This is a genomic window from Achromobacter sp. 10T422, assembly GCF_056394065.1.
Map to the genome: position 1 here is coordinate 294,899 of NZ_JBFTHD010000006.1, position 21,015 is coordinate 315,913.

A 21,015-nucleotide genomic window follows, 5' to 3' on the forward strand; every position below is an offset into this window, starting at 1 on the left:
GGAAAAGCAGCCATGCACATCGCGGCAATCGCACACTTCTTGCGTCGTTCCCTTCTTGCGTGGCTGCTTGCCATGCCGCTGCTGGCCGCGCCTGCGGCAGCGGCCGGCGTGGACCCGGCCTTGCTTGCGCCGCTGGCCGGCGACGACACCGACGCCAAGCTGCAAGCGATTGCCGCGTTGGGCCAACTGCCAGAGCCCGCCGCGGCGGCGGTGCTGCAAGCGCTGGGCAATGACCAGCTCTATGCCACCGCCGACGGGCGCGTGCTGATTGGCGACGGTAGCGCACGCGCCACCGACCCCGTCACCGGCGCGGCCGTGGACCTGCCTTCGGGTTCCGGCACCGTCAGCATCAACAACCGCCTGCGCCGCGCCATCGAGGCCGCGCTGGCCGGTTCCCGCTTGTTCTCGGACAAGCCCAACGAACGTCTGGACGCCGCGCGCCGGCTGCAGCAGACGGGCGACCCCGCCCGCTTGCCCATGCTGGAAAAGGCGCTGGCGTCTGAAAAAAATGAGGCCGTACGCGATGCGTTGTTGATCGCGCAGGCCAATCTGGAATTGAAAAGCGCCGACCCCGCCAAGCGCCGCCATGCGGTCGAGCTGCTGGGCAACACACGCAACGCGGCCTTCCGCCCGACGCTGGCCGCGCTGACGCAGGAGCGCGATGGCGCATTTGCCGAACCCGACGCCAGCGTGCGCGAAGCCGCCACCAACGCGCTCAAGCAGATTGACCGGCATCTGGCCACGATCGAATGGGCCGGCAACCTTTTCTACGGCATCAGCCTGGGCAGCGTACTGCTGTTGGCTGCGCTGGGTCTTGCCATCACCTTCGGGCTGATGGGCGTCATCAACATGGCGCACGGTGAACTGCTGATGATCGGCGCCTATGTGACCTACGTGGTGCAGACGCTGTTTCGCGCGTGGCTGCCAGGCTGGCTCGACTGGTATGTGGTGGCCGCGCTGCCGCTGGCCTTCGTGGTGACGGCGCTGGTGGGCATGGCGCTGGAACGCACCGTCATCCGCTGGCTGTATGGCCGGCCGCTGGAAACGCTGCTGGCGACCTGGGGCATCAGCCTGATGCTGATGCAAGGCGTGCGCACGCTGTTCGGCGCGCAGAACGTGGAAGTGGGCAACCCCAGCTGGATGTCGGGCGGCTTCACGGTGCTGGGCGGCTTGGTGCTGACCTACAACCGGATCGTCATCATCGGCTTCGCCTTCTTCGTGGTGTTCCTGGTGTGGGTGCTGCTGAACCACACGCGGCTGGGGCTGTTCGTGCGCGCCATCACGCAGAACCGCCGCATGGCTGATTGCGTGGGCGTGCCCACCGGGCGGGTGGACATGCTGGCTTTCGGGCTGGGCTCCGGCATTGCGGGGCTGGCCGGCGTGGCGTTGTCGCAGCTGGGCAACGTGGGGCCGGACCTGGGCCGCAGCTACATCGTCGATTCCTTCATGGTGGTGGTGCTGGGCGGCGTTGGCCAGCTGGCCGGCACCGTGATCGCCGCGCTGGGCCTGGGCGGCGTCAACAAATTCCTGGAGCCCTACGCGGGCGCCGTCATGGCCAAGATCACCATCCTGGTGCTCATTGTGTTGTTCGTCCAAAAACGGCCGCAAGGCCTGTTCGCCCCCCGCGGCCGGAGCGTTGAATGAAACAGACCGCGCTGACCGATCTGAACCTGCTGGCCCGCCGCCCTCTTTTTTCGGGCCGTGTCTGGACGGCGCTGGCCGTGGCCGTGGCGCTGCTGGCCTTGCTGCCGCTGTTGAATCTTGTCTTCCCGCCCGGCCACGCGCTGCATGTGTCGGCCTATGCGGTGGCGCTGCTGGGCAAGTTCATGTGCTACGCGATGGCCGCGCTTGCGCTTGACCTGGTGTGGGGTTACGCCGGCATCCTGTCGCTGGGCCACGGCCTGTTCTTTGCGCTGGGCGGCTATGCGCACGGCATGTACCTGATGCGCGCCATCGGCCGCGACGGCGTCTACCAAAGCAACCTGCCCGACTTCATGGTGTTCCTGGACTGGAAAAGCTACCCCTGGTACTGGTCCTTCACCGAACACTTCTGGTACGCGATGCTGCTCGTCGTGCTGGTGCCAGGCGTGCTGGCCTTTGTGTTCGGCTACTTCGCCTTCCGCTCGCGCATCAAGGGCGTGTACTTCTCGATCATCACGCAGGCGCTGACGTTCGCCGCCATGCTGCTGTTCTTTCGCAATGACACGGGCTTTGGCGGCAACAACGGCTTTACCGATTTCAAGCGCATCCTGGGCTTTGACATCACCGCGCCCGGCACGCGCGCCACCTTGTACTGGATCACGCTGGCGGCGTTGGCGGGCGCGTTGATCCTGGCGCGCATGGTCACGCAATCGAAGCTGGGCCGCGTGCTGACGGCGGTGCGCGATGCCGAAAGCCGCTTGCGTTTCATCGGCTACGACCCGCTGGGCTTCAAGCTGTTCGTCTGGACCTTGTCGGCCGTGCTGTGCGGCATTGCAGGCGCCTTGTACGTGCCGCAAGTCGGCATCATCAACCCCAGCGAGATGTCGACCGAGACTTCCATTGAAATGGTGATCTGGGTGGCCACCGGCGGGCGCGGCACCTTGATCGGCCCCATCATCGGCGCGGGTGCGGTCAACGGCTTGAAGACCTGGTTCACCAGCGTGCTGCCGGAATTCTGGCTGTATGCGCTGGGCCTGATCTTCGTGCTGGTCACGCTGTTCCTGCCCACCGGCATCGTCGGCCTGGCCCGCCGCATTGCGGCACGCTTTCAGGAGAAGAAGGCATGACCAGCACGCACACCGAATCGGCCATGCTGGATGGCGGCCCCAGCGGCAACGCCGGTTATGGCCGCGTCAGCCCCAAAGGGCTGGACACGAGCCACGGCGCCATCCTGTACCTGGAAGGCATCACCGTCAGCTTCGACGGCTTCAAGGCCTTAAACGACCTGACGCTGGACATTGGCGTGGGTGAATTGCGCTGCATCATCGGCCCCAATGGCGCGGGCAAGACAACGATGATGGACGTTATCACCGGCAAGACGCGGCCCACTTCCGGCACCGCCTACTTCGGCCAAAGCATCGACCTGACTTCGCTGAACGAAGCGCAGATTGCGCACGCCGGCATCGGCCGGAAATTCCAGCGGCCCACGGTGTTCGAACAACACACGGTGTTCGAAAACCTGGAGCTGGCCATGAAGACCGACAAGCGCGTGCGCCCCACGCTGTTCTCACGGCTGACGGGCGAGCAGGCCGACAAGATCGGCGAAACGCTGGACCTGATCCGGCTGCGCCCCGAGGTGTGGCGGCCCGCTGGCCTGCTGTCGCACGGCCAGAAGCAATGGCTGGAAATCGGCATGCTGCTGATGCAAGAGCCGCAGTTGCTGCTGCTGGACGAACCGGTCGCCGGCATGACCGACGCCGAAACGGAACGCACCGGCGAACTATTGAACGAACTGCGCGGACGCCATTCGCTGATGGTGGTGGAACACGACATGGACTTCGTCAACCAGATTGCGGGCGACGGCAAAGTCACGGTGCTGCACGAAGGCTCGGTATTGGCCGAAGGACCGATGAGCAAGGTGCAGGCTGATCCGCGCGTGATCGAAGTCTATCTGGGGCGCTGAGATGCTGGACGTAAGCACAATCAACCAATACTACGGCGGCAGCCACACGCTGCGCGGCGTGTCGCTATCCGTGCGCCAGGGCGAATGCCTGGCGCTGCTGGGCCGCAACGGCGTGGGCAAGACCACGCTGCTGAAATGCGTGATGGGCGTGCTGCCGGTGGCCAGCGGCAACATCGGCTTCGATGGCGCCGACATCACCCGCCTTGCGCCGCATCAGCGCGCCGCGCGCGGCATGGCTTATGTGCCGCAAGGCCGCGACATCTTCGCGCGGCTGACGGTGGAAGAGAACATTCTGATGGGCATGGCGACCAAACCCGCTGCGCGCGCCCGCCGCATCAAGGAAGAAGTGTTCGAACTGTTCCCCGTGTTGAAGAGCATGCTGTCGCGCCGGGGCGGCGACTTGTCGGGCGGACAGCAGCAACAGCTGGCGATTGCGCGGGCGCTGGTGGCTGAGCCCAAGCTCATCATCCTGGACGAGCCCACCGAAGGCATCCAGCCGTCCATCATCAAGGACATTGCGCGCGTGATTCACATGCTGCGCGCGCGCGGCGACATCGCCATTCTGTTGTGCGAACAGTATTTTGATTTTGCGCGCGAGCTGGCGGATCAGTTCGTGGTGCTGTCGCGCGGCGAAGTGGTGGCCAGCGGCGACCGCAGCGCGATTGATGGCGATGACGTGCGCCGGCATCTGTCGGTGTAGGCGTCAGGGGGAAGAGTCGCTTCGCACCGGGGCCGCGGGCAGGCGCTTAAGCCTTCCTTGAGATTGTGCGCAGATTTCAAATCTGCTCCGATATAATCCGGCTCCATGTGCTTCGCTACTTTCCTGACCCGCCCCTCGCTGTGGATCGCGCTTGCCGCGATCCTGTGGGCGTCGTTGGCGCCGTCGATCGCGCAAGCACTGAGCCTGTCTCCGGACGGCCACCACATCCACCGCATCACCGTTGACTATTGCGCAAGCGAAGGCGACGGCAACGCGCAAGGCGCCGTCACGCTGGACGTCCCGCACGACAGCCACGACGCCCAAGACTCTACACAAGCCGACGCCCACGCCGACGGCCATCACTGCCCGCTGTGCCGCAACCCGCACGCAGACGTCGGCATCCTGCCCACCAACATGCCGGTCGTGCCCGCCCCCGTGGGCCGCGCCATCACGTATCCGCCGCTGTTCTTCCTGGCGGCCGCCCCCCTTCATGCCTGGAGCGCGGCCCAGCCGCGCGCGCCCCCCGCGAACTGACCCGGAGCACGTCTGCCGTCTGACGACGGCACGCTTGCGCCCGCCCCTCGCGTCTCCCCGCTGCACGCCCCCTGCTCGCCTCTTGCTCGCATCTTGATGCGCGGGCGGCCGTGCCGTCATCCAGACCCTTGTGGCCCGCTGTGCCTCGCCTGTGTTCAGGCCGGGCGCGGGGTCCGTGCGCCGGTCCGCCGGCTTCAGACATGAAACACACCACGATCTACACCTTGCTGCTTGGCGTGCTTGCCAGCGGCTCTGCCCACGCGCTGACCTCCGAACCCGCCGTGGAAACGCTGTCGGCCACCACCGTCTACGGCGCGGGCCACGTTGACCCCGCGCCCAACGGCCCCGTCAACCTGGATGCCCGTGACAGCACCGGCAGCCGCCTGGGCCTGACCTTGCGCGAAACGCCCGCCAGCGTCACCGTGATCTCGCGCGAGCAGATCGAAGCGCGCGGCTCGCTCAGCACGCAAGAGATTGCGCGCGGCATTCCCGGCGTGGACAACGCATCGCCCCCCGGCAACGCCGGCGCGGTCAGCTACCGGGGTTTCTCGGGCGGCCAGGTGTCGCAGTTGTTCAACGGCATCTCGGTGCAATACGACGCCATCGCCGGGCGACCGGTGGACAGCTGGATCTACGACCGCGTGGAAGCCATCGGCGGCCCGTCGACCTTCCTGTTCGGTGCGGGCGCGGTGGGCGGCGCCATCAACTACGTCACCAAGCTGCCCGAACGCGATACGTTTTACGACGGCCAGTTGCGCCTGGGTTCCTTCGACAGCCGCCAGCTGTCCGTGGGCTTGAACCAGCAGCTGGCGGGCGATGCCGGCGGGCGTGGCCACTATCTGCGCATCGACGCCAACACCGGGTCCAGCCACGGCTGGGTGGACGGCAACCGGTCGCACGCCAGCCAGATTGCGGCGTCGGTGTTGTCCGACCTGGGCAGTGACGTGACGCAAACATTCGCCTTCGAATATCAACGCGAACAAGTCGACCGCCCCTACTGGGGCACACCGCTGATGACGAATGCGCAGGGCGTTGTGCAAGGCGCGGGCCACATCATGGATGGCACGCGCTTCAAGAACTACAACGTCAATGATGGGCTGTACGAGCAGACGGTGTGGTGGGCGCGGTCCATGACCGAATGGCGCGCGAGTTCGGCCGTGACGATGAAGAACACGCTGTACTACTACCAGGCCGAGCGCGATTTCCGCAATCTGGAAACCTACCGCTTCAATACGGGCAACACGCTGGTGCAGCGTTCCGGCGCCCTGTTGCAGCGTCACGAACAACGCCTGGTGGGCAACCGTGTAGAAGGGCTGGTGCGTTCTTCCGTGGCCGGCCTGCCCAGCGACTGGTCGTTTGGCGCCGACATCAGCGTGAACAAGGTCACGCGCTTTCCCACCAGCCTGCCCGCGCAAGTCGACGCCGTCGACCCTTATGACTTTTCGCCCGGCAACTTCTACGACATCCCCGGCATGACGCGCGGCCACAAAGCCGACCGCGACAACCGCATCCGCACCTTTGCGATGACGCTGGAGAACCGCACCGAAGTGCTGCCCGGCGTGGCCATCGTGTCGGCCTTGCGCAAGGACTTCATCGACCTGGATCTGACCAACCGCCGCGCCGTCACCGCCGCCTCGCCCGCCAGCGCGTCGCGCAGCTATTCGCCGCTGACCGGGCGGCTGGGCGTGAACTGGCAGGTCAGCCCCGAAGCGTCGCTGTACGCGCAGTACGCCACGGCCGCGGACCCTCCGTCGGGCCTGCTGGCCACCGCATCGTTTGCCGACGTGCTGAACAACGACCAGCTCACAACCGGCACGCAGGCCGAAGTGGGCGGCAAGTTCGACTTCTGGGACGGGCGCGGTTCCGCCACCGTGGCGCTCTACGAGATCAAGCGCAAACACATCTCGACGACCGACCCCAACAACCCGGGCGTCAGCGTTCCGGTGGGCGCACAGTCGGCGCGCGGCGTTGAACTGGCGGGCGGTTTGCAGCTGACGTCCAAGCTGTCCTTGCAAGGCAACGTGGCCTTTGTTGACCCGCAGTACGACGACTTCTCGCAATCGGTGGGCGGCGTGTCCGTCTCGCGCAATGGCAACGTGCCGGTCAACACGCCGCGCCGTCTGGCCAACGTGTGGCTGGACTACGCGTTCGTGCCGGATTGGAACGCCAGCGTCGCCGCGCGCTACGTGGGCCGCGCCTACGCGGATGCCGCCAACACGGTGTGGGCGCCGTCGTACACGGTGTTTGACGCCGCCTTGTCGCATCGGGTGAACCGCAACCTGAACGTGACCGCGCGCGTGCGCAACCTGACCGACAAGGTCTACGCGGCCAACGCCAGCCCGACGATGTTCTACCTGGGCGCGCCGCGCACGTTTGAACTGTCGCTGCAAGCCCGCTTCTAGTCCGCCCCTAGCTCCGCCGTGTAGAGATGCCATGAGCGCCACATCGCCCCGTTCTTCCGCTCGCCCCGCCGGGCCGCCGCTGTCCACGCGCGCCAAGCGCTGGCTCTATCTGATCCATCGCTGGGCCGGCGTCGTGCTGTGCCTGTTCTTCGCCATGTGGTTCGTGAGCGGCGTGGTGATGATGTATGTGGGTTATCCCAAGCTCACCCCTCATGAACGCCTGACGCATCTGGCGCCGTTGGACGCCACGCGGATCGCCATCACGCCCGAGCAGGCGCTGGCGGCTGCCGGGAAAACGCGCGCAGACGCGCCCGGCTTGCAGCTATCTGCCAGCCAGGGCGGCGCGCCGGTGTATGTGGTGCCGGGGTCCATGCCGGGTTCCGCCTCGGGTTCAAGCCCCGCCGCGCCCAAAGTCGTCGACGCCGCCACCGGCTTGCTACTGCCCAAGGCAGACGCCACGACAGCGCAAGCCACGGCGCTTGCCTGGTTCGGTGACGCGTACGCCGCGCACTACGACGGGCTGGTGGACGAGGACGTCTATACCCACTCGGGCGCACTGGATGTGCATCGCCCTTTGCACCGCATCGACATGAGCGACCCCGCGCGCACGCGCTTGTACGTGTCGTCGGCGACGGGCGCGGTGGTGCTGGACGCCACCCGCAACGAGCGCGCCTGGAACTATGTGGGCGCGTGGGTCCATTGGCTGTACATGTTTCGCGGCAACGCGCTGGACCCGTGGTGGCATGACATCGTGGTGTGGCTGTCGGTGGCGGGCGTGGTGCTGGCGCTGACGGGCACCATCGTGGGCATGCTGCGCTGGCGGTTTTCGCGGCCTTACGCCAGTGGCAGCCGGTCGCCCTACCGCGACAACATGATGCGCTGGCATCACATCAGTGGTTTGCTGTTTGCCGCCATCACCATCACGTGGATTTTCAGCGGGCTGATGTCGATGAACCCGTGGAAGGTGTTCACCAGCACCGCCGCCCCGCTGGCGCGCAGCGCCTATGCCGATGGGTCGGCCGCTGGGTCTGCCGCTGGGTCGGCCAATGGGTGGGCCGCTGGGTCGGCCAATGCGGCGGCCAACGCGCCGCTGGCGTCGCCACGCGATCTGATCGCCGCCCTGCCCGCCGCCCCGCGTGAGTTGAGCTGGGCGCGCAACGCGGGCCAGGACGTGGTGCTGGCGCGCGGCGCGGCGGGCGCGCCGCAAGTGCTGTCGGCCACCCAAGCCACGCCTTACGCCTTTGATGACGCCAAGCTGCGTCAGGCGGCCACGCAGTTGCTGCCCGGCGCCACGCTGCGCGAGGTGCAGGTGCTGCGCCAGTACGACGTGTACTACTACGCGCGCGACGAACACGCGATGCTGGGCCATGTCGAAAAGCCGCTGCCTGTCTGGCGGCTGGTGTACGACAACCCGCAGGCAACCTGGATTTATCTGGACCCGCACACCGGCCAGATTCAGGGCCGGCAAGACCGCAGCGGACGCGTCAGCCGCTGGCTGTTCGCCTTTCTCCACAGCTGGGATTGGACGGGCCTGCTGTCGCGCCGGCCGCTCTGGGATGCCTTGCTGATTTTCCTTAGCCTGGGCGGGGCGGCGCTGAGTCTGACCGGTGTAGTGATCGGGTGGCGGCGGCTTGGCAAGAAGCTGCGCGGCTGAGGGCATCTGGCTAGGCGCCCCCGGCTGGGCGCCCCCGGCTAGGCGCCCCCGGCTGGGCGCCCCCCACCCAATGCACTATGCTCACCGTCTTGCATGACGAATCACCGCTATTCAGGAGCCTTCCATGTCAGACGTCACCATCTATCACAACCCCAAGTGCGGCACGTCCCGCAATACGCTGGCGCTGATCCGCAACGCCGGCATTGAGCCCACGGTGGTGCTGTACGTGKAAACGCCGCCGTCGCGCGCCACCTTGAAGGCCTTGTTCAAGAAGGCCGGCATTAGCGTGCGTGACGCGCTGCGTGAAAAGGGCACGCCGTACCAGGAGCTTGGCCTGGACGACACCAGCTTGTCCGATGACGCGCTGCTGGACGCCATTGAACAGCACCCGATTCTGCTGAACCGTCCCTTTGTCACCACGCCGCTGGGCGCGCGCCTGTGCCGCCCGTCGGAGCTGGTGCTGGACATTCTGCCCTCGCCCCAGCAAGGCGCGTTCACCAAGGAAGACGGCGAAGCTGTCATCGACGCCAACGGCAAACGCATCCAGAAGTAAAAGGGCGTACTCCGCCGCATTTTGTAAGCGGACTGACGGGAAACCCCTTTACCATCGCGGCTATTGATTATTACGCCGCGATGACGTGTCATGGATTTCCTGGAAAGCTTCAACCAGTCCTTTTTTCTTCTGATCAATGCCGACCCGGCCACCCCTGTATGGCGGATTCATGCCGCCATGCTGGTGGCCAATCAGCTGATCCTGCTGGTGCCCGGCGCGCTGGCGGCGATGTGGCTGTGGGGCGGGCAAGCGCAGCGCAATCTGGCCCTGAAAGTGCTGGCCAGCATCGGCGTTGCGCTGGTCGCCAGCTATGCGTGCGGCGCGCTGTTGCCGCATCCGCGTCCCTTCGTGATCGGGCTGGGGCATACGTTCTTCCCGCACAAGCCGACGTCGTCATTTCCCAGCAACCACACCATCATCATCGCCACGTTCGCCTTTGCGCTGATCTTTGATCGGCGCTGGGCGGCATGGGGCGTAGTGGCCTTGCTGGGCGCGGCGGTGGTCGGCACATCGCGCGTATACCTGGGCGTGCATTTCCCGCTGGATATCGTGGGCGGGCTGATCCTGGCGCCCGTCGCGGCGGCCATCGCGGCTCCGGTGTGGAAACGCATTGGCGCGCCGTTGACGTTGGTGGCGCAAGGCATCTATCGCAAAGTGCTGGCGCTGCCGATTGCGCGCGGCTGGATACGCGCGTAGATCAGCATCCGTAGCGCGCCATCAATTGATGGCTACCTTGGCGTCCTTGACCAGCTTGGCGTAGTTCTCGGTGTCGGCGCCGATGCGCGCACGCATCTGGTCCGGCGTATCGCCAATCGGCACCGCGCCAATCTCCGCCATGCGGCGCGAGAAATCCGGCGACTTGATGATCTTCACCATCTCGGCATTCAGCCGCGCCACCACCTCTTTGGGCGCGGCGGCCGGGGCCAGCACGCCAAACCACGTCCCCATATTGAACGGCTTGATGCCCGCCTCTTCCATCGTCGGCACGTCCGGCAAGGCCGCCGAACGCTGATTGGTCGTGACCGCCAGCGCGCGCAGCTTGCCGCTCTGAATATGCGCCAGCACGGGCGTGATGGTGTCGAACGACATGTCGATCTGGCCGCCCAGCAGATCCGTCGTCAACGGCCCGCTGCCCTTGTACGGCACATGCAGCAGCTTCACCTGCCCTTCCTGTTCAAACTGCGCGCCGATCAGATGCTGGCCGGTGCCCATGCCGTTTGATCCATAGGTGAGCTTGCCCGGCGCGGCTTTCGCCAAGGCCAGCAGCCCTTGCACGGTCTTGGCGTCCAGCTTCGGGTTGACGACCAGCACGTTAGGCACGAGCGCCACCGTCGTCACCGGCGCAAAGTCTTTCTGGAAGTCGTAGTGCAGGCTTTTGTACACGCTGGTGGCGATGGTGTGATGCACCGCGCCCATCAGCAAGGTATAGCCGTCGGGCGCCGCCTTGGCGACGTAGTCCGCGCCCAAGGTCGAGCCCGCGCCGGGTTTGTTTTCCACCACCACCGGCTGGCCCAGGCTCTTGGCCAGTTCCTGCCCCAGCGCGCGCGCCAGCACGTCGGTGGTGCCGCCCGCCGGGAACGGCACGACCAGGCTGATCGGCCGGGACGGGTACGACTGGGCCATGGCCCCGCCCGCCAACGGCAGGCTTAACACGCAGGCAACCGCCCACGTGCGCGCGCGGAAAATTCGCTTGAACATGCTTGTCTCCTTGGGATACGAATGAACTTCGCTTCTTGTTCTATGGCCGGAATTGCGCTGCGGGTCTGATGCCCGCAGTCAAGCATTCCGGTGGTCTTGCCAACCCGCCTGCTACGCCGCCTTCACCTGCTTGCCCGCCGTCAACAGCGCGCACACCGCCTCGGTCACCGCATCGGTCGTGGCGTTGCCGCCCAGGTCGCGCGTATGCAGCGCGGGCGTAGCGGTCACTTGTTCGATGGCCTGCATCAAGCGCGCTGCGGCGTCGTGTTCACCCAGATGTTCCAGCAGCATCACCACCGACCAGAAGGTGCCGACGGGATTCGCCAGGCCCTTGCCCATGATGTCGAAGGCAGAGCCGTGGATGGGTTCGAACATGGACGGATAGCGGCGCTCGGGGTCGATGTTGCCGGTGGGCGCAATGCCCAGGCTGCCGGCCAGCGCAGCGGCCAGATCGCTCAGGATGTCGGCGTGCAGGTTGGTGGCGACGATGGTGTCCAGTGACGACGGCCGGTTGACCATGCGCGCGGTGGCGGCGTCAACCAGTTCCTTGTCCCATGTCACGTCCGGGAATTCGCGGCTGACTTGCAGCGCGATCTCGTCCCACATCACCATGGCGTGGCGTTGCGCGTTGGATTTCGTGACGACGGTCAGCAACTTGCGCGGACGCGATTGCGCCAGCTTGAAGGCAAAGCGCAGAATGCGTTCGACGCCCGCACGCGTCATGATCGACACGTCGGTGGCGGCTTCGATAGGGTGGCCCTGGTGCACGCGCCCGCCCACGCCCGAATACTCACCTTCCGAGTTTTCGCGCACGATCACCCAGTTCAGTTGTTCAGGCGTGCAGCGTTTCAGCGGCGCGTCAATGCCGGGCAGGATGCGCGTGGGGCGCACGTTGGCGTACTGGTCAAAGCCCTGGCAGATTTTCAGGCGCAGGCCCCACAGCGTGATGTGGTCGGCAATGTCGGGGTCGCCCGCCGAGCCGAACAGAATGGCGTCTTTGTCGCGCAGCGCGTCCAGCCCATCGGCCGGCATCATCACGCCGTGCTGGCGGTAGTAGTCGCCGCCCCAGTCGAAGTTCTGGAATTCGAAGTGCAGGCCGCCCGCTTGCGCCAGGGCCTGCATGATGCGCTGGCCGGCCGGAATGACTTCCTTGCCGATGCCGTCGCCGGGAATGGTTGCGATGCGATAGGTTTTCATGGGCCGACAGGTTCCTTGCTGATAAGGGTCTGTCGGCAATGTACCGAGCGCTGCGCGCCGTGCGCGCAGCGCCATTCACAACATCTTCAACTTCAGGTTGAAGATCGGCTCGCTGCGATCAGCAGCGGCTCACGTTCAGGTTGTTGATCAAGTTGTTGAAGTTCTGGCGCAGGCTGTAGGCGTCGTCCACGATCGTGGGGCGCAAGCTCTTGAACGCGCCCGTGCGTTCGGCGTCTTGCTTGTAGCGTCCGCTGTCGGTGTTCTCCAGCACTTTGCGCCCCGCCGCCAGCAGGGAATTGGCCTTCATCATCGTGCTTGCGCAACCCTTGGGATCGGCTTCGCGGGTCTTCTTGTCAAAGCCCAGCGCCATTTCATTCAGCTTGTCCAGCTGCTGCGTGAACGCCTCTTTCTTGTCGCCCAGGCCGGTGCCGTCGAAAATGCCGGTCGCCTGATCCAGCGTGGATTTGGCGTAATACACCATGCCGGCGCGGTAATACGCCACGGTGTCCTTCTTGGCCTTCTCGAACGCTTCCTTGGTGTTGGCCGTGTCCTTCACCGAGATGCCGTGATAGAACGCGCTCTCGGCCTTCGCGACGGCGGTCAGCGCCGACACATAGGCGGGGCTTTTTTCACGCGCCAATGCGCCGTTATCCGACACATAGGTCTTGGCGGCAGCGTAGTTTTGCAGCTCGGTGCTCAGCGGGGCCAGCGTACCCAGCGCTTGCGAAAAATCCTTGGCGGCGGCGTCGATCTCGGGAATGGCGGGTTTCATCGCCAGCGCCTTGTCCAGCTTTTCCTTGGTGCGCAACACCATGATGTCATTGCCGATGACGTAGTCCTTCACGGGCTTCTTGTCGGCCAGCTTGGGCACCATGTACTGCTCGTACTGGGACAGCGTTTCGTCAAACGACTGCGTGATGCCGTTGGCCGCATCAACGTACTGGTTGTACTTGACGATCTCGGCCTGGGCGGTGCTGGCTTCGGGAGCCTTCGCGTCCTGCTTGGCGGTGTCATCGCCGCACGCGGCGAGCATCAACGTAGCGGCTAGAAGGGCGGACATGCACAATGGGCGCGACATAAACATCTGTTCTCCATAAAAGGGAACGCATCATATGCCCGGGCATCCGCTAACACGCTACAAAGTCATTCTGGCCTGTCACAATTGTTTTCAATACGCGACCACTTCTGTTCATGGTCGAGCAGCCAGCGCTTGCGATGCAGTCCCCCGCCATAGCCGGTCAGCGACGCGTTCGCGCCCACGACACGATGGCACGGCACCACAATGCCAATCGGATTCGCGCCGTTGGCCAGCCCCACGGCGCGCACAGCGGTCGGATGCGCAATGCGTTGCGCCAGGCCGCTGTAGCTGATGGGCGCGCCACCCGCGATGCCGCGCAACGCCTGCCACACCTGCCGTTGGAAGTCCGTGCCGCCGGTGGCGACATCCAGCGTGTCGATAGCGTGCACGTCCCCGTCGAAGTACGCCTGAAGCGCCCGGGTCGCAGAAGATGCGTGTGCGGCGTCATGCAATGTGATGGCCGCGTTGCCGTACTGCCGGCGCAGCAGCGTGTGCATGCGCGATTCAAAATCCTGCCAGTCCACCGCGCGCAGGCGCTGTTGTGCGTCGGTCAGCACCAGCATCAGGCCGATGGGCGTCGGCACGCGTTCAAGCGTGAAGTGATGAGTCGTGGCGTTCATGGAAAGCTCCATTGGCTGCAAAGGCATGCGGCCACTATAAGGGCGGGTTCCGGCGGCGTGCTGGCGGTTTTCGGACAGCAATGTCAGGCCAACAACAGTGTCCGAAAACCGCTAGATTTCCTTCAATGCGCAGCGCTAGCATGGCGGCATGAACCTTGACCACGACGCCTGCTACCGCGCCATCAGCGTGCGCGACGCCCGTTACGACGGCCGCTTCTTCACCGCTGTGAAGACGACGGGCATCTATTGCCGCCCCGTCTGCCCGGCGCGCACGCCGCTGTCCAAGAACGTCTCTTTCTTCGGCACCGCCGCCGCGGCGCAAGAGGCGGGCTTTCACCCCTGCCTGCGCTGCCGGCCCGAGACCGCACCCGAGCTCGGCCCCGCGCCCGACTTGCCTGACGGCGTGGCGCGCGCCTTGGGGCTGATTGAGCTGGGCGCGCTGGATGAGGCCGGCGTGGATGCGTTGGCCGCCCGGCTGGGCGTGGGCGAACGCCAGTTACGCCGCCAATTTCGCCAGCATTTGGGCGCGTCCCCCGTGGCCGTGGCGCAAACCCGGCGCGTGTTGTTGGCCAAGCAGTTGATCCACGAAACGCACCTGCCCATGGCCGAAATCGCCTTCGCGTCGGGGTTTGGCAGCATCCGCCGCTTCAACGAGATCTTTCTGACTTTGTTCGACCGCACGCCGGGCGACCTGCGCCGATCCGGCAAGCCCGATGTGCCCGCCGGGCCGCGTGGCGAAATCCAGTTGCTGCTGCGCTACCGGCCGCCTTATGACTGGGAGGCCATGCTGGCGTTTCTGCGGCTGCGCGCCATTCCCGGCATTGAACGCATCGATGGCAGCCGCTATACGCGCACGATCAGTCTGGACGGCATGCAAGGCACAGTCAGCGTGCAACCCGGCACCGGCAACGCGCTGCAAGCGACCGTGCGCTTTCCGCGCCTGCATGCGCTGCCGGCCATCATCGCGCGCTTGCGCCGCGTGTTTGATCTGGGCAGCGACCCGGTCGCGCTGGCCGCGCAGTTTTCGCACGACCCGGTCATGGCGGCGCTGATCGCCGCGCGCCCTGGCCTGCGCGTGCCGGGCGCGTGGGATGGCTTCGAACTCGCCATGCGCGCCGTGCTGGGCCAACAGATCACGGTGACCGCCGCGATTCGGCTGGCGGGAAAATTGGTGGCTGCACATGGCGACGCCATGGCCCAGCCGGAAGACGGTTTGACCCATGTGTTCCCCACTCCCGAGGCCGTGGCCCCGGCGGAGCTGGCTGTGCTGGGCATGCCGCGCAGCCGTGCCGCCACGTTGTCAGCGGTGGCCGCCGCCGCGGTAGCCGACCCGCATTTGTTTGACGCAGGCAGCAGCCTGGACGACGCGGTCAAACGCCTGCGCGCGATACGCGGCATTGGCGAATGGACGGCGCAATACATCGCCTTGCGCTGCCTGCGCGAGCCGGATGCGTTTCCCAGCGCCGACATCGGCCTGATCCGCGCGCTGGAGAAATTGGAATCGCGCGCGTACACGCCCGCGCAATTGCTGGCGCGTGCGGAGTCGTGGCGGCCGTGGCGTGCGTATGCTGCGCAGCATCTGTGGTCGGCGGGCTGAACGCTAACAGGGGCGGAGAGATCGGCGGCGCCATGGGCCGCACCATGGGCCGCACCATGGGCCGCGCTATGGGCCGCACCATGGGCCGCACCATGGGCCGCGCTATGGGCCGCACCATGGGCCGCGCTAGGGATCGCGCTAGGGATCGCGCTAGGGATCGCTACCAGCGCGCGTCCGCGTCCTGCTGGAAGTAGTTGACGAGAAAATCCACGAAGACGCGGACCTTGGCCGACAGGTGATGCCGTTCCGGAAACACGGCATAGATATCCGCTTGTGGCAGCGCATAGTCTTCCAGCACGCGCACCAGCCGGCCGCTGCGCAGATAGCGCGCCAGGTCCCACTCGGCGCGCTGCAAGATGCCCAGCCCCGCCAGCCCCCACGTCAGCGTCACTTCACCATCGTTGCTGCTCAAGGCCCCGCGCACCTTCACGGTTTCGCTGCGGCGTCCCTTGGTGAAGCGCCACAAGCTGTAGGCGTCTTCGTTCTGCCGCAACACGATGCATTGATGYCGCGTCAGGTCGTGCGGGGTGACCGGCACACCATGGGTCTTCAGATAACTGGGGGATGCGCACACCAGACGGCGGTTCGGCGCAATCTTGCGGGCGATCAAACGCGTATCGGGCTGGTCGCCAAAGCGCACCGCCACGTCGAAGGCGTCTTGCACGAAGTCCGCAGGGCTGTCAGTCAGTTGCAGTTGCAGCGAGACGTCGGGGTAAAGCTTCGCGAAGTCAGCAATCGCAGGCGCGATGTAGCTGCGGCCAAAACCCAGCGGCGCGTTGACTTTGAGCCGACCGCGCGGGCTGTCCTGGCGGCTGGCGATAAGCTGATCAAGGTCTTCGATTTCACCCAGAATGCGGCGGGCGCTTTCCAGGTAGACCTCGCCTTCGGCAGTGAGGCTCAGCCGTCGCGTGCTGCGGTTGAACAGCCGCACGCCCAGGCGCGCTTCGATCTGCGCCAGCCGCTTGCTGACGGCTGCCGGGGTCACGTCCAGCTGGCGGGCGGCGGCGGACATGCCGCCGGCGCGCGCCAGTTCCACCACCAGTTGCAGTTCGCTGGAATGCCCCATGGCGGCGGGCCGGGGATTAGTCGCGGAAGTTTTCGAACTGCAAGGGCAGGTCGACGTCGGTCTTCTTCAACAGCGCAATGGCGGTTTGGAGATCATCGCGCTTCTTGCCGGTAATGCGCAGCTTGTCGCCGTTGATCTGCGATTCCACCTTGAGCTTGGCGTTCTTGATGGCGGCGATGAGCTTCTTGGCCACCGGCTGCTCGATGCCCTGCTTGATGGTGACCTTCTGGCGCGCGCCGCCCAGGTTTTCCAGGGGGTCGGCCACGTCCAGGCAGCGCACGTCGATGCCGCGCGCCGACAGGCGGCCGCGCAAGATGTCGAGCATCTGCTTCAATTGGAACGCGCTGGAGGCAACCTGGGTCACGACAAAGCCTTCCAGTTCGAACTTGGCGTCGGTGCCTTTGAAGTCGAAGCGGGTAGCCAGTTCGCGGTTGGCTTGGTCGATGGCGTTGCTGAGTTCGTGTTTGTCGACTTCGGAGACGACGTCAAAAGTAGGCATGACACGGGTCCTGTAGGGGGATGAATGAAATAGGCGAAACCATAAGTTCGCCTATTTTACCGACCCGGCGGGCGCGTGCGGTTGCCTGCCGCGTTATGACGTCAGCACCAGCAGCCGGCCCGATTGCAGCGGATGCGGGATCACTTGCGCATCAATGCCATAAGCCAGGTACAGATTGGCGGGCGTCAGCACCTGCTCGGGCGTGCCCAGCGCCGTGGTGGCGCCGCCGCTAAGCAGCAGCAGGCGGTCGCACCAGCGCGCGGCCAGATTCATGTCGTGCAGAATCACCAGTACGCCCGTATTGCCGGCATGGGCCAATTCCCAGGCGCGGCGCAGCAGGTCGGTCTGGTGCTTCGGGTCCAGGCTGGCGGTGGGCTCGTCCAGCAGCAGGTAGCGCGCCTCGCCCGCTTGCCGCGCGGCATGGCACTGCACCAGCACGCGCGCAAACTGCACGCGCTGCTGTTCGCCGCCCGACAATTCGGGATAGCGGCGTCCGGCCAGATGGGCGGCATCGGCCAGCGTCAATGCTTGGGCGACCAACGCATCGACGGCGGCGGGTGGCAGTTCTGGAAACGGATAGGCGCCCATGGCGACCACTTCATTCACATCCAGGTCAAAGGTCAGCCCGGGCTTTTGCGGCAGCACGGCGCGCTGGCGCGCCTGCTCCCGAAACGGCATGCCGGCTAGCGGCTCGCCGCCCAGATGCACCTGCCCCGAATCGGGTGACAGCTCGGCCGCCAGCGCGCTGAGCAACGTGGACTTGCCCGCGCCATTGGCGCCCAGCAAACCGACGACTTCGCCTGGGCGGACCTCAAGCGATATCTGGGAAAGAATGCGTTTGCCGCCCCGCGACAACGTCAGGTTCTGTGCGGCAAGCATCAGCCTATCCTCCGGCCCCGGGCCAACAGCCACAGAAAAAATGGGCCGCCCACCAAGCCCGTCACCAAACCAATCGGCAATTCAGCTGGCACGACGACGGTACGCGCCGCCCAATCCGCCAGCACCAGCGCCAAACCGCCCGCAATGACGGTGGCCGGCAACAGCCAGCGGTGGTTCGCGCCCAGCGTCATGCGCACCAGATGCGGCACCACCAGCCCGACGAAGACGATGGTGCCCGTTGCTGCGACCAGCGGCCCGACAATCAGCGCGCTGGCCAGCACCAGCCGCGCCCGCACGCGCGCAAGCGAATAGCCCAGATGCTGGGCCTCGCGGTCCCCCAGCAGCAGGGCGTTCATGACGCGCCACTGGCTGATCAGCCAGGCGCTCATCAGCAATACCCAAGGGCCAAGGAACGCCAGCATTTTCCAATTTGCGCCGCCCAGGCTGCCCATGTTCCAGAAGGTCAGGTCGCGCAGCTGCGCATCGGTCGCAACGAACGTGAACAGGCCGATCAGGCTGAACGACATCGCCGTGATGGCCACGCCGGCCAGCAGCAACCCGGCCACGCCTGGCACGCGCCGGCCCACGGCGTACGCGCACATCGTCGCAATCAGACTACCGGCGAAGGCCGATGGCGCCGTGATCCAGAAGCCGCCCGAGGTCAGCACAATGGCGGCCACCGCCCCCAGCGCGCCGCCCGCCGAAATACCGATCAGGCCGGGTTCGGCCAGCGGGTTGCGAAACAGCGCCTGCATGGCCGCACCCGATATCGCCAGCCCCGCCCCCGTCACCACGGCGAACAGCACGCGTGGCAGACGGATGTCGATCAGCACGTTGCGCCATAGCGCGTTGTCGGGCGTGGGCGCGCCCCACAACAGCGACGGCAGTTCGCGCAACGGAATGCTGACCGCGCCGCTGGCGGTGGCGGCCAACATCGCCAGCGCCAACGCCGCCGTCAACAGCCCCAATGCCAAGGGCGCGCTAACGCGCCATGACATTCGCGACCTCCTGCTTAAGCTGGGTCAGCGCCAACGGCAGGCGCGGCCCCATGCCCAGAATCAGCAGGTCATCCATGACCACCACGCGGCGCTTGGCCGCCGCCTGCGTCGAGGCGATGCCGGGCAGGCTGAGGAATTTCTCCATGCCGCCACCCGCCTCCAACGACGCCTGCGTCACCACGATCAGGTCGGGCGCCAGCGCGCCCATGGCCTCGGCCGACAAGGGCTTGTAGCCCTGCTGGTCGTGCAACACGTTATCCAAGCCAGCCAGATGCATGACTTCGTTGGCGGCCGTGTCGCGGCCTGCGCCTTGCGGCGAGCCCGTGCGGTTGATCAGCAACAGCGCCCGCGCGCGCGTGGCCGGAATGGCCTCGGCGCGCGCGAGTTCTTGCGTCACGTCTTCGACCATGCGCTCGCCGGCCGCCGCCACGCCCAATGCGCCGGCAATGGCGCGGATGCGCGACTTCAGGGAATCCACCGAGGGCGCGTCCGACACTGTGACAACGCGCACGCCCACGCCCGCCAGCCGCTTGAGCGCCTCGGGCGGGCCGGCCTGCTCTGACGCCAACACCAGATCTGGCTTAAGCGACAACACGCCTTCGACCGGCACGGCGCGGTAATAGCCCACGCGTGGCAGCTTGGTGGCGGCTTCGGGGTACAGGCTGGACTGATCATCCCCCACCAGCCTGTCGCCCTGCCCCAAGCCATAGACGATTTCCGTCACGCTGCCGCCCAGCGTCACCACCCGGCTGGGTTCGGCGGCGTGCACACTTGCCGCCATCGCCCAGCCCAACGCAATTGCCAACCATTTTTTCATCGCAGATTCCCGAAGATTTCTCAGGCCGCCAGCGGCGCGTCGCACAAGCTGACCATCAGCTCGCGCCAACCGGCAAGCTCCGGCTTGCCCGGTTTGCGCTCGCCGAAGAACTGCACGATCAGGTCGCCGTTGGCCGCGTAGACCTCAAGCGACGTCACCCAGCCATCGGACGTGGGCTTGTTCACCACCCAGGCCGAGGCGATGGCGGTGGTGTCCAGGTGCAGGTTGAACGTCGGGTCGAGCACGTTGAACCAAGGGCCGGTGCGGCGCAACTGCTCAACGGGGCCGGTGTGAATCTGGATCATGCCGCGGTTGCCCACGAAGCACATGATGGACAGGCCCGACTCCGCCGCCGATTGCAGCATGCGTTCAACGGCGTCCGCCGGCACCGGCTGCGCCAGGTCTTCACCGGCCGCAGCCAGCGCCGCCAGGCGCGACACCTTGAACTTGCGCAGCAGCGGGAAGAATTCGTGCGTGTCCTTCATACCGAGCCACGCCTCGCGCCATGCTGCGGCGTCGTCGACGTGATGGGCGTCGGTAGCGGCGGCATACGCGGTGGTCTCGGGCCATTGCGCGTCGCCCGCAAACTTTGCGACCAGCGCATCGTAGGCGGCCGCATCGGTGGCGTCGGTGCGGTAGACCTTGTGCACGGCCACGCCCGCGGCATCAAAGAATTGCAGGCTGTGGCGGCCGTCTTGCTCAACCGCCCACGCTGATTTCCATGCAGTGAAGAACACGCGCAGATCAATGTCGGGCCCCAACACAATGCCCACCGGGCCGTCGGCCTGGATGTCCAGGTAAGCGCCATGGCGCTCGTGCACGCACCAGTCGTTGCGCGTCAACGCCATCACTTCGCCCAACGTGCCCAGCTCGCGGAAAATTTCTTGCGGCGTGCCATGCAGCGCCGTGGACTTCACACCGGCACAGCCCGCGGCAATCCACTCCGCTTCGGACACGCCCAGCGCCCGCGCCAGATTGCGCGCACGCAGATTCGGTTGCGTCGAGGCCAGCGCGTCGTTGCGGGTGCGCAGGGCTTCAGCGCGGCTGTTGAAATCAAGATTCGTCATCGTAGGCCTCCGGCCAATGGGTTCTTCAGTGAAGCCGCCGCCGGCCCCGGAA

Annotated in this window: 20 protein-coding genes; 10 read left to right on the top strand and 10 right to left on the bottom strand. The window is 65.9% G+C overall.

The window, feature by feature from the left end; all coding sequences use genetic code 11:
• Window positions 1-12: 12 nt before the first annotated feature.
• From urtB to AC1DB0_RS17890, 9 genes are all read left to right on the top strand, one after another.
• Window positions 13-1,644 (top strand): urea ABC transporter permease subunit UrtB, encoded by a 1,632-nt coding sequence (urtB, locus tag AC1DB0_RS17850; RefSeq protein WP_476757971.1) that lies wholly within the window; start codon window positions 13-15, stop codon window positions 1,642-1,644.
• Complete coding sequence (gene urtC / locus AC1DB0_RS17855; RefSeq protein ID WP_175170058.1) at window positions 1,641-2,768, top strand: urea ABC transporter permease subunit UrtC; 1,128 nt, start codon at window positions 1,641-1,643, stop codon at window positions 2,766-2,768. Before urtB ends, urtC begins: the two co-directional genes overlap by 4 nt.
• Complete coding sequence (gene urtD, locus AC1DB0_RS17860; RefSeq protein WP_054422614.1) at window positions 2,765-3,604, top strand: urea ABC transporter ATP-binding protein UrtD; 840 nt, start codon at window positions 2,765-2,767, stop codon at window positions 3,602-3,604. Before urtC ends, urtD begins: the two co-directional genes overlap by 4 nt.
• Window position 3,605: 1 nt before the next feature.
• Entirely contained in the window at window positions 3,606-4,304 is a 699-nt protein-coding gene (gene urtE / locus AC1DB0_RS17865) for an urea ABC transporter ATP-binding subunit UrtE (RefSeq protein ID WP_054422615.1), read from the top strand.
• 105 nt (window positions 4,305-4,409) lie between these two features.
• On the top strand, window positions 4,410-4,838 hold the full coding sequence (locus AC1DB0_RS17870; RefSeq protein ID WP_054422616.1) for a DUF2946 domain-containing protein: 429 nt from the start codon (window positions 4,410-4,412) through the stop codon (window positions 4,836-4,838).
• Window positions 4,839-5,038: 200 nt separating this feature from the next.
• Window positions 5,039-7,240 carry a TonB-dependent receptor gene (locus AC1DB0_RS17875; protein WP_427945448.1) on the top strand — a complete coding sequence of 734 codons (2,202 nt, stop codon included), beginning with the start codon at window positions 5,039-5,041 and terminating at the stop codon, window positions 7,238-7,240.
• A gap of 31 nt (window positions 7,241-7,271) precedes the next feature.
• Window positions 7,272-8,894 carry a PepSY domain-containing protein gene (locus AC1DB0_RS17880; RefSeq protein WP_476757970.1) on the top strand — a complete coding sequence of 541 codons (1,623 nt, stop codon included), beginning with the start codon at window positions 7,272-7,274 and terminating at the stop codon, window positions 8,892-8,894.
• Window positions 8,895-9,018: 124 nt separating this feature from the next.
• Window positions 9,019-9,447, top strand: coding sequence for an arsenate reductase (glutaredoxin) (gene arsC / locus AC1DB0_RS17885; protein WP_476758714.1), 429 nt, complete (start codon window positions 9,019-9,021; stop codon window positions 9,445-9,447).
• A gap of 90 nt (window positions 9,448-9,537) precedes the next feature.
• Window positions 9,538-10,143, top strand: a complete 606-nt coding sequence (locus AC1DB0_RS17890; protein ID WP_447982444.1) for a phosphatase PAP2 family protein — start codon at window positions 9,538-9,540, stop codon at window positions 10,141-10,143.
• Window positions 10,144-10,164: 21 nt separating this feature from the next.
• Here AC1DB0_RS17890 and AC1DB0_RS17895 read toward each other — a convergent pair whose 3' ends face one another.
• From AC1DB0_RS17895 to AC1DB0_RS17910, 4 genes are all read right to left on the bottom strand, one after another.
• A complete protein-coding gene (locus AC1DB0_RS17895; protein WP_054422620.1) occupies window positions 10,165-11,145 on the bottom strand; it encodes a Bug family tripartite tricarboxylate transporter substrate binding protein in 981 nt (326 codons plus the stop codon).
• Between the two features lie 111 nt (window positions 11,146-11,256).
• Entirely contained in the window at window positions 11,257-12,342 is a 1,086-nt protein-coding gene (locus tag AC1DB0_RS17900; RefSeq protein WP_476757969.1) for a tartrate dehydrogenase, read from the bottom strand.
• 118 nt (window positions 12,343-12,460) lie between these two features.
• The gene (locus AC1DB0_RS17905) at window positions 12,461-13,402 is read right to left on the bottom strand and encodes a DUF3829 domain-containing protein (protein WP_245636303.1); all 942 of its coding nucleotides are present in this window, start codon (window positions 13,400-13,402) and stop codon (window positions 12,461-12,463) included.
• An 83-nt stretch (window positions 13,403-13,485) separates the two neighbouring features.
• Entirely contained in the window at window positions 13,486-14,040 is a 555-nt protein-coding gene (locus AC1DB0_RS17910) for a methylated-DNA--[protein]-cysteine S-methyltransferase (RefSeq protein ID WP_476757968.1), read from the bottom strand.
• A gap of 148 nt (window positions 14,041-14,188) precedes the next feature.
• Between AC1DB0_RS17910 and AC1DB0_RS17915 the strand changes: the two genes are divergently transcribed.
• The gene (locus AC1DB0_RS17915; protein WP_054422623.1) at window positions 14,189-15,637 is read left to right on the top strand and encodes an AlkA N-terminal domain-containing protein; all 1,449 of its coding nucleotides are present in this window, start codon (window positions 14,189-14,191) and stop codon (window positions 15,635-15,637) included.
• Between the two features lie 160 nt (window positions 15,638-15,797).
• Here AC1DB0_RS17915 and AC1DB0_RS17920 read toward each other — a convergent pair whose 3' ends face one another.
• The 6 genes from AC1DB0_RS17920 to AC1DB0_RS17945 form a co-directional block, all read right to left on the bottom strand.
• Complete coding sequence (locus AC1DB0_RS17920; RefSeq protein ID WP_054422624.1) at window positions 15,798-16,703, bottom strand: LysR family transcriptional regulator; 906 nt, start codon at window positions 16,701-16,703, stop codon at window positions 15,798-15,800.
• A gap of 16 nt (window positions 16,704-16,719) precedes the next feature.
• Window positions 16,720-17,202 (bottom strand): YajQ family cyclic di-GMP-binding protein, encoded by a 483-nt coding sequence (locus AC1DB0_RS17925; RefSeq protein ID WP_054422625.1) that lies wholly within the window; start codon window positions 17,200-17,202, stop codon window positions 16,720-16,722.
• A gap of 93 nt (window positions 17,203-17,295) precedes the next feature.
• Window positions 17,296-18,084 carry a heme ABC transporter ATP-binding protein gene (locus tag AC1DB0_RS17930; RefSeq protein ID WP_054423299.1) on the bottom strand — a complete coding sequence of 263 codons (789 nt, stop codon included), beginning with the start codon at window positions 18,082-18,084 and terminating at the stop codon, window positions 17,296-17,298.
• Window positions 18,081-19,079 (bottom strand): FecCD family ABC transporter permease, encoded by a 999-nt coding sequence (locus AC1DB0_RS17935; RefSeq protein ID WP_346551124.1) that lies wholly within the window; start codon window positions 19,077-19,079, stop codon window positions 18,081-18,083. The genes AC1DB0_RS17930 and AC1DB0_RS17935 overlap by 4 nt, the downstream gene beginning before the upstream one ends.
• Entirely contained in the window at window positions 19,063-19,896 is an 834-nt protein-coding gene (locus tag AC1DB0_RS17940) for a heme/hemin ABC transporter substrate-binding protein (protein WP_175170068.1), read from the bottom strand. The genes AC1DB0_RS17935 and AC1DB0_RS17940 overlap by 17 nt, the downstream gene beginning before the upstream one ends.
• Window positions 19,897-19,916: 20 nt before the next feature.
• Entirely contained in the window at window positions 19,917-20,963 is a 1,047-nt protein-coding gene (locus tag AC1DB0_RS17945) for a hemin-degrading factor (protein ID WP_476757967.1), read from the bottom strand.
• Window positions 20,964-21,015 lie beyond the last annotated feature (52 nt).

Excerpts from the sequence above, each read along its gene's own strand:
- urtB (WP_476757971.1), top strand. The coding sequence starts at position 13 with ATGCACATCGCGGCAATCGCACACTTCTTGCGTCGTTCCCTTCTTGCG.
- urtC (WP_175170058.1), top strand. The coding sequence starts at position 1,641 with ATGAAACAGACCGCGCTGACCGATCTGAACCTGCTGGCCCGCCGCCCT.
- urtD (WP_054422614.1), top strand. The coding sequence starts at position 2,765 with ATGACCAGCACGCACACCGAATCGGCCATGCTGGATGGCGGCCCCAGC.
- urtE (WP_054422615.1), top strand. The coding sequence starts at position 3,606 with ATGCTGGACGTAAGCACAATCAACCAATACTACGGCGGCAGCCACACG.
- AC1DB0_RS17870 (WP_054422616.1), top strand. The coding sequence starts at position 4,410 with ATGTGCTTCGCTACTTTCCTGACCCGCCCCTCGCTGTGGATCGCGCTT.
- AC1DB0_RS17875 (WP_427945448.1), top strand. The coding sequence starts at position 5,039 with ATGAAACACACCACGATCTACACCTTGCTGCTTGGCGTGCTTGCCAGC.
- AC1DB0_RS17880 (WP_476757970.1), top strand. The coding sequence starts at position 7,272 with ATGAGCGCCACATCGCCCCGTTCTTCCGCTCGCCCCGCCGGGCCGCCG.
- AC1DB0_RS17890 (WP_447982444.1), top strand. The coding sequence starts at position 9,538 with ATGGATTTCCTGGAAAGCTTCAACCAGTCCTTTTTTCTTCTGATCAAT.
- AC1DB0_RS17895 (WP_054422620.1), bottom strand. The coding sequence starts at position 11,145 with ATGTTCAAGCGAATTTTCCGCGCGCGCACGTGGGCGGTTGCCTGCGTG.
- AC1DB0_RS17900 (WP_476757969.1), bottom strand. The coding sequence starts at position 12,342 with ATGAAAACCTATCGCATCGCAACCATTCCCGGCGACGGCATCGGCAAG.
- AC1DB0_RS17905 (WP_245636303.1), bottom strand. The coding sequence starts at position 13,402 with ATGTCCGCCCTTCTAGCCGCTACGTTGATGCTCGCCGCGTGCGGCGAT.
- AC1DB0_RS17910 (WP_476757968.1), bottom strand. The coding sequence starts at position 14,040 with ATGAACGCCACGACTCATCACTTCACGCTTGAACGCGTGCCGACGCCC.
- AC1DB0_RS17915 (WP_054422623.1), top strand. The coding sequence starts at position 14,189 with ATGAACCTTGACCACGACGCCTGCTACCGCGCCATCAGCGTGCGCGAC.
- AC1DB0_RS17925 (WP_054422625.1), bottom strand. The coding sequence starts at position 17,202 with ATGCCTACTTTTGACGTCGTCTCCGAAGTCGACAAACACGAACTCAGC.
- AC1DB0_RS17935 (WP_346551124.1), bottom strand. The coding sequence starts at position 19,079 with ATGTCATGGCGCGTTAGCGCGCCCTTGGCATTGGGGCTGTTGACGGCG.
- AC1DB0_RS17940 (WP_175170068.1), bottom strand. The coding sequence starts at position 19,896 with ATGAAAAAATGGTTGGCAATTGCGTTGGGCTGGGCGATGGCGGCAAGT.
- AC1DB0_RS17945 (WP_476757967.1), bottom strand. The coding sequence starts at position 20,963 with ATGACGAATCTTGATTTCAACAGCCGCGCTGAAGCCCTGCGCACCCGC.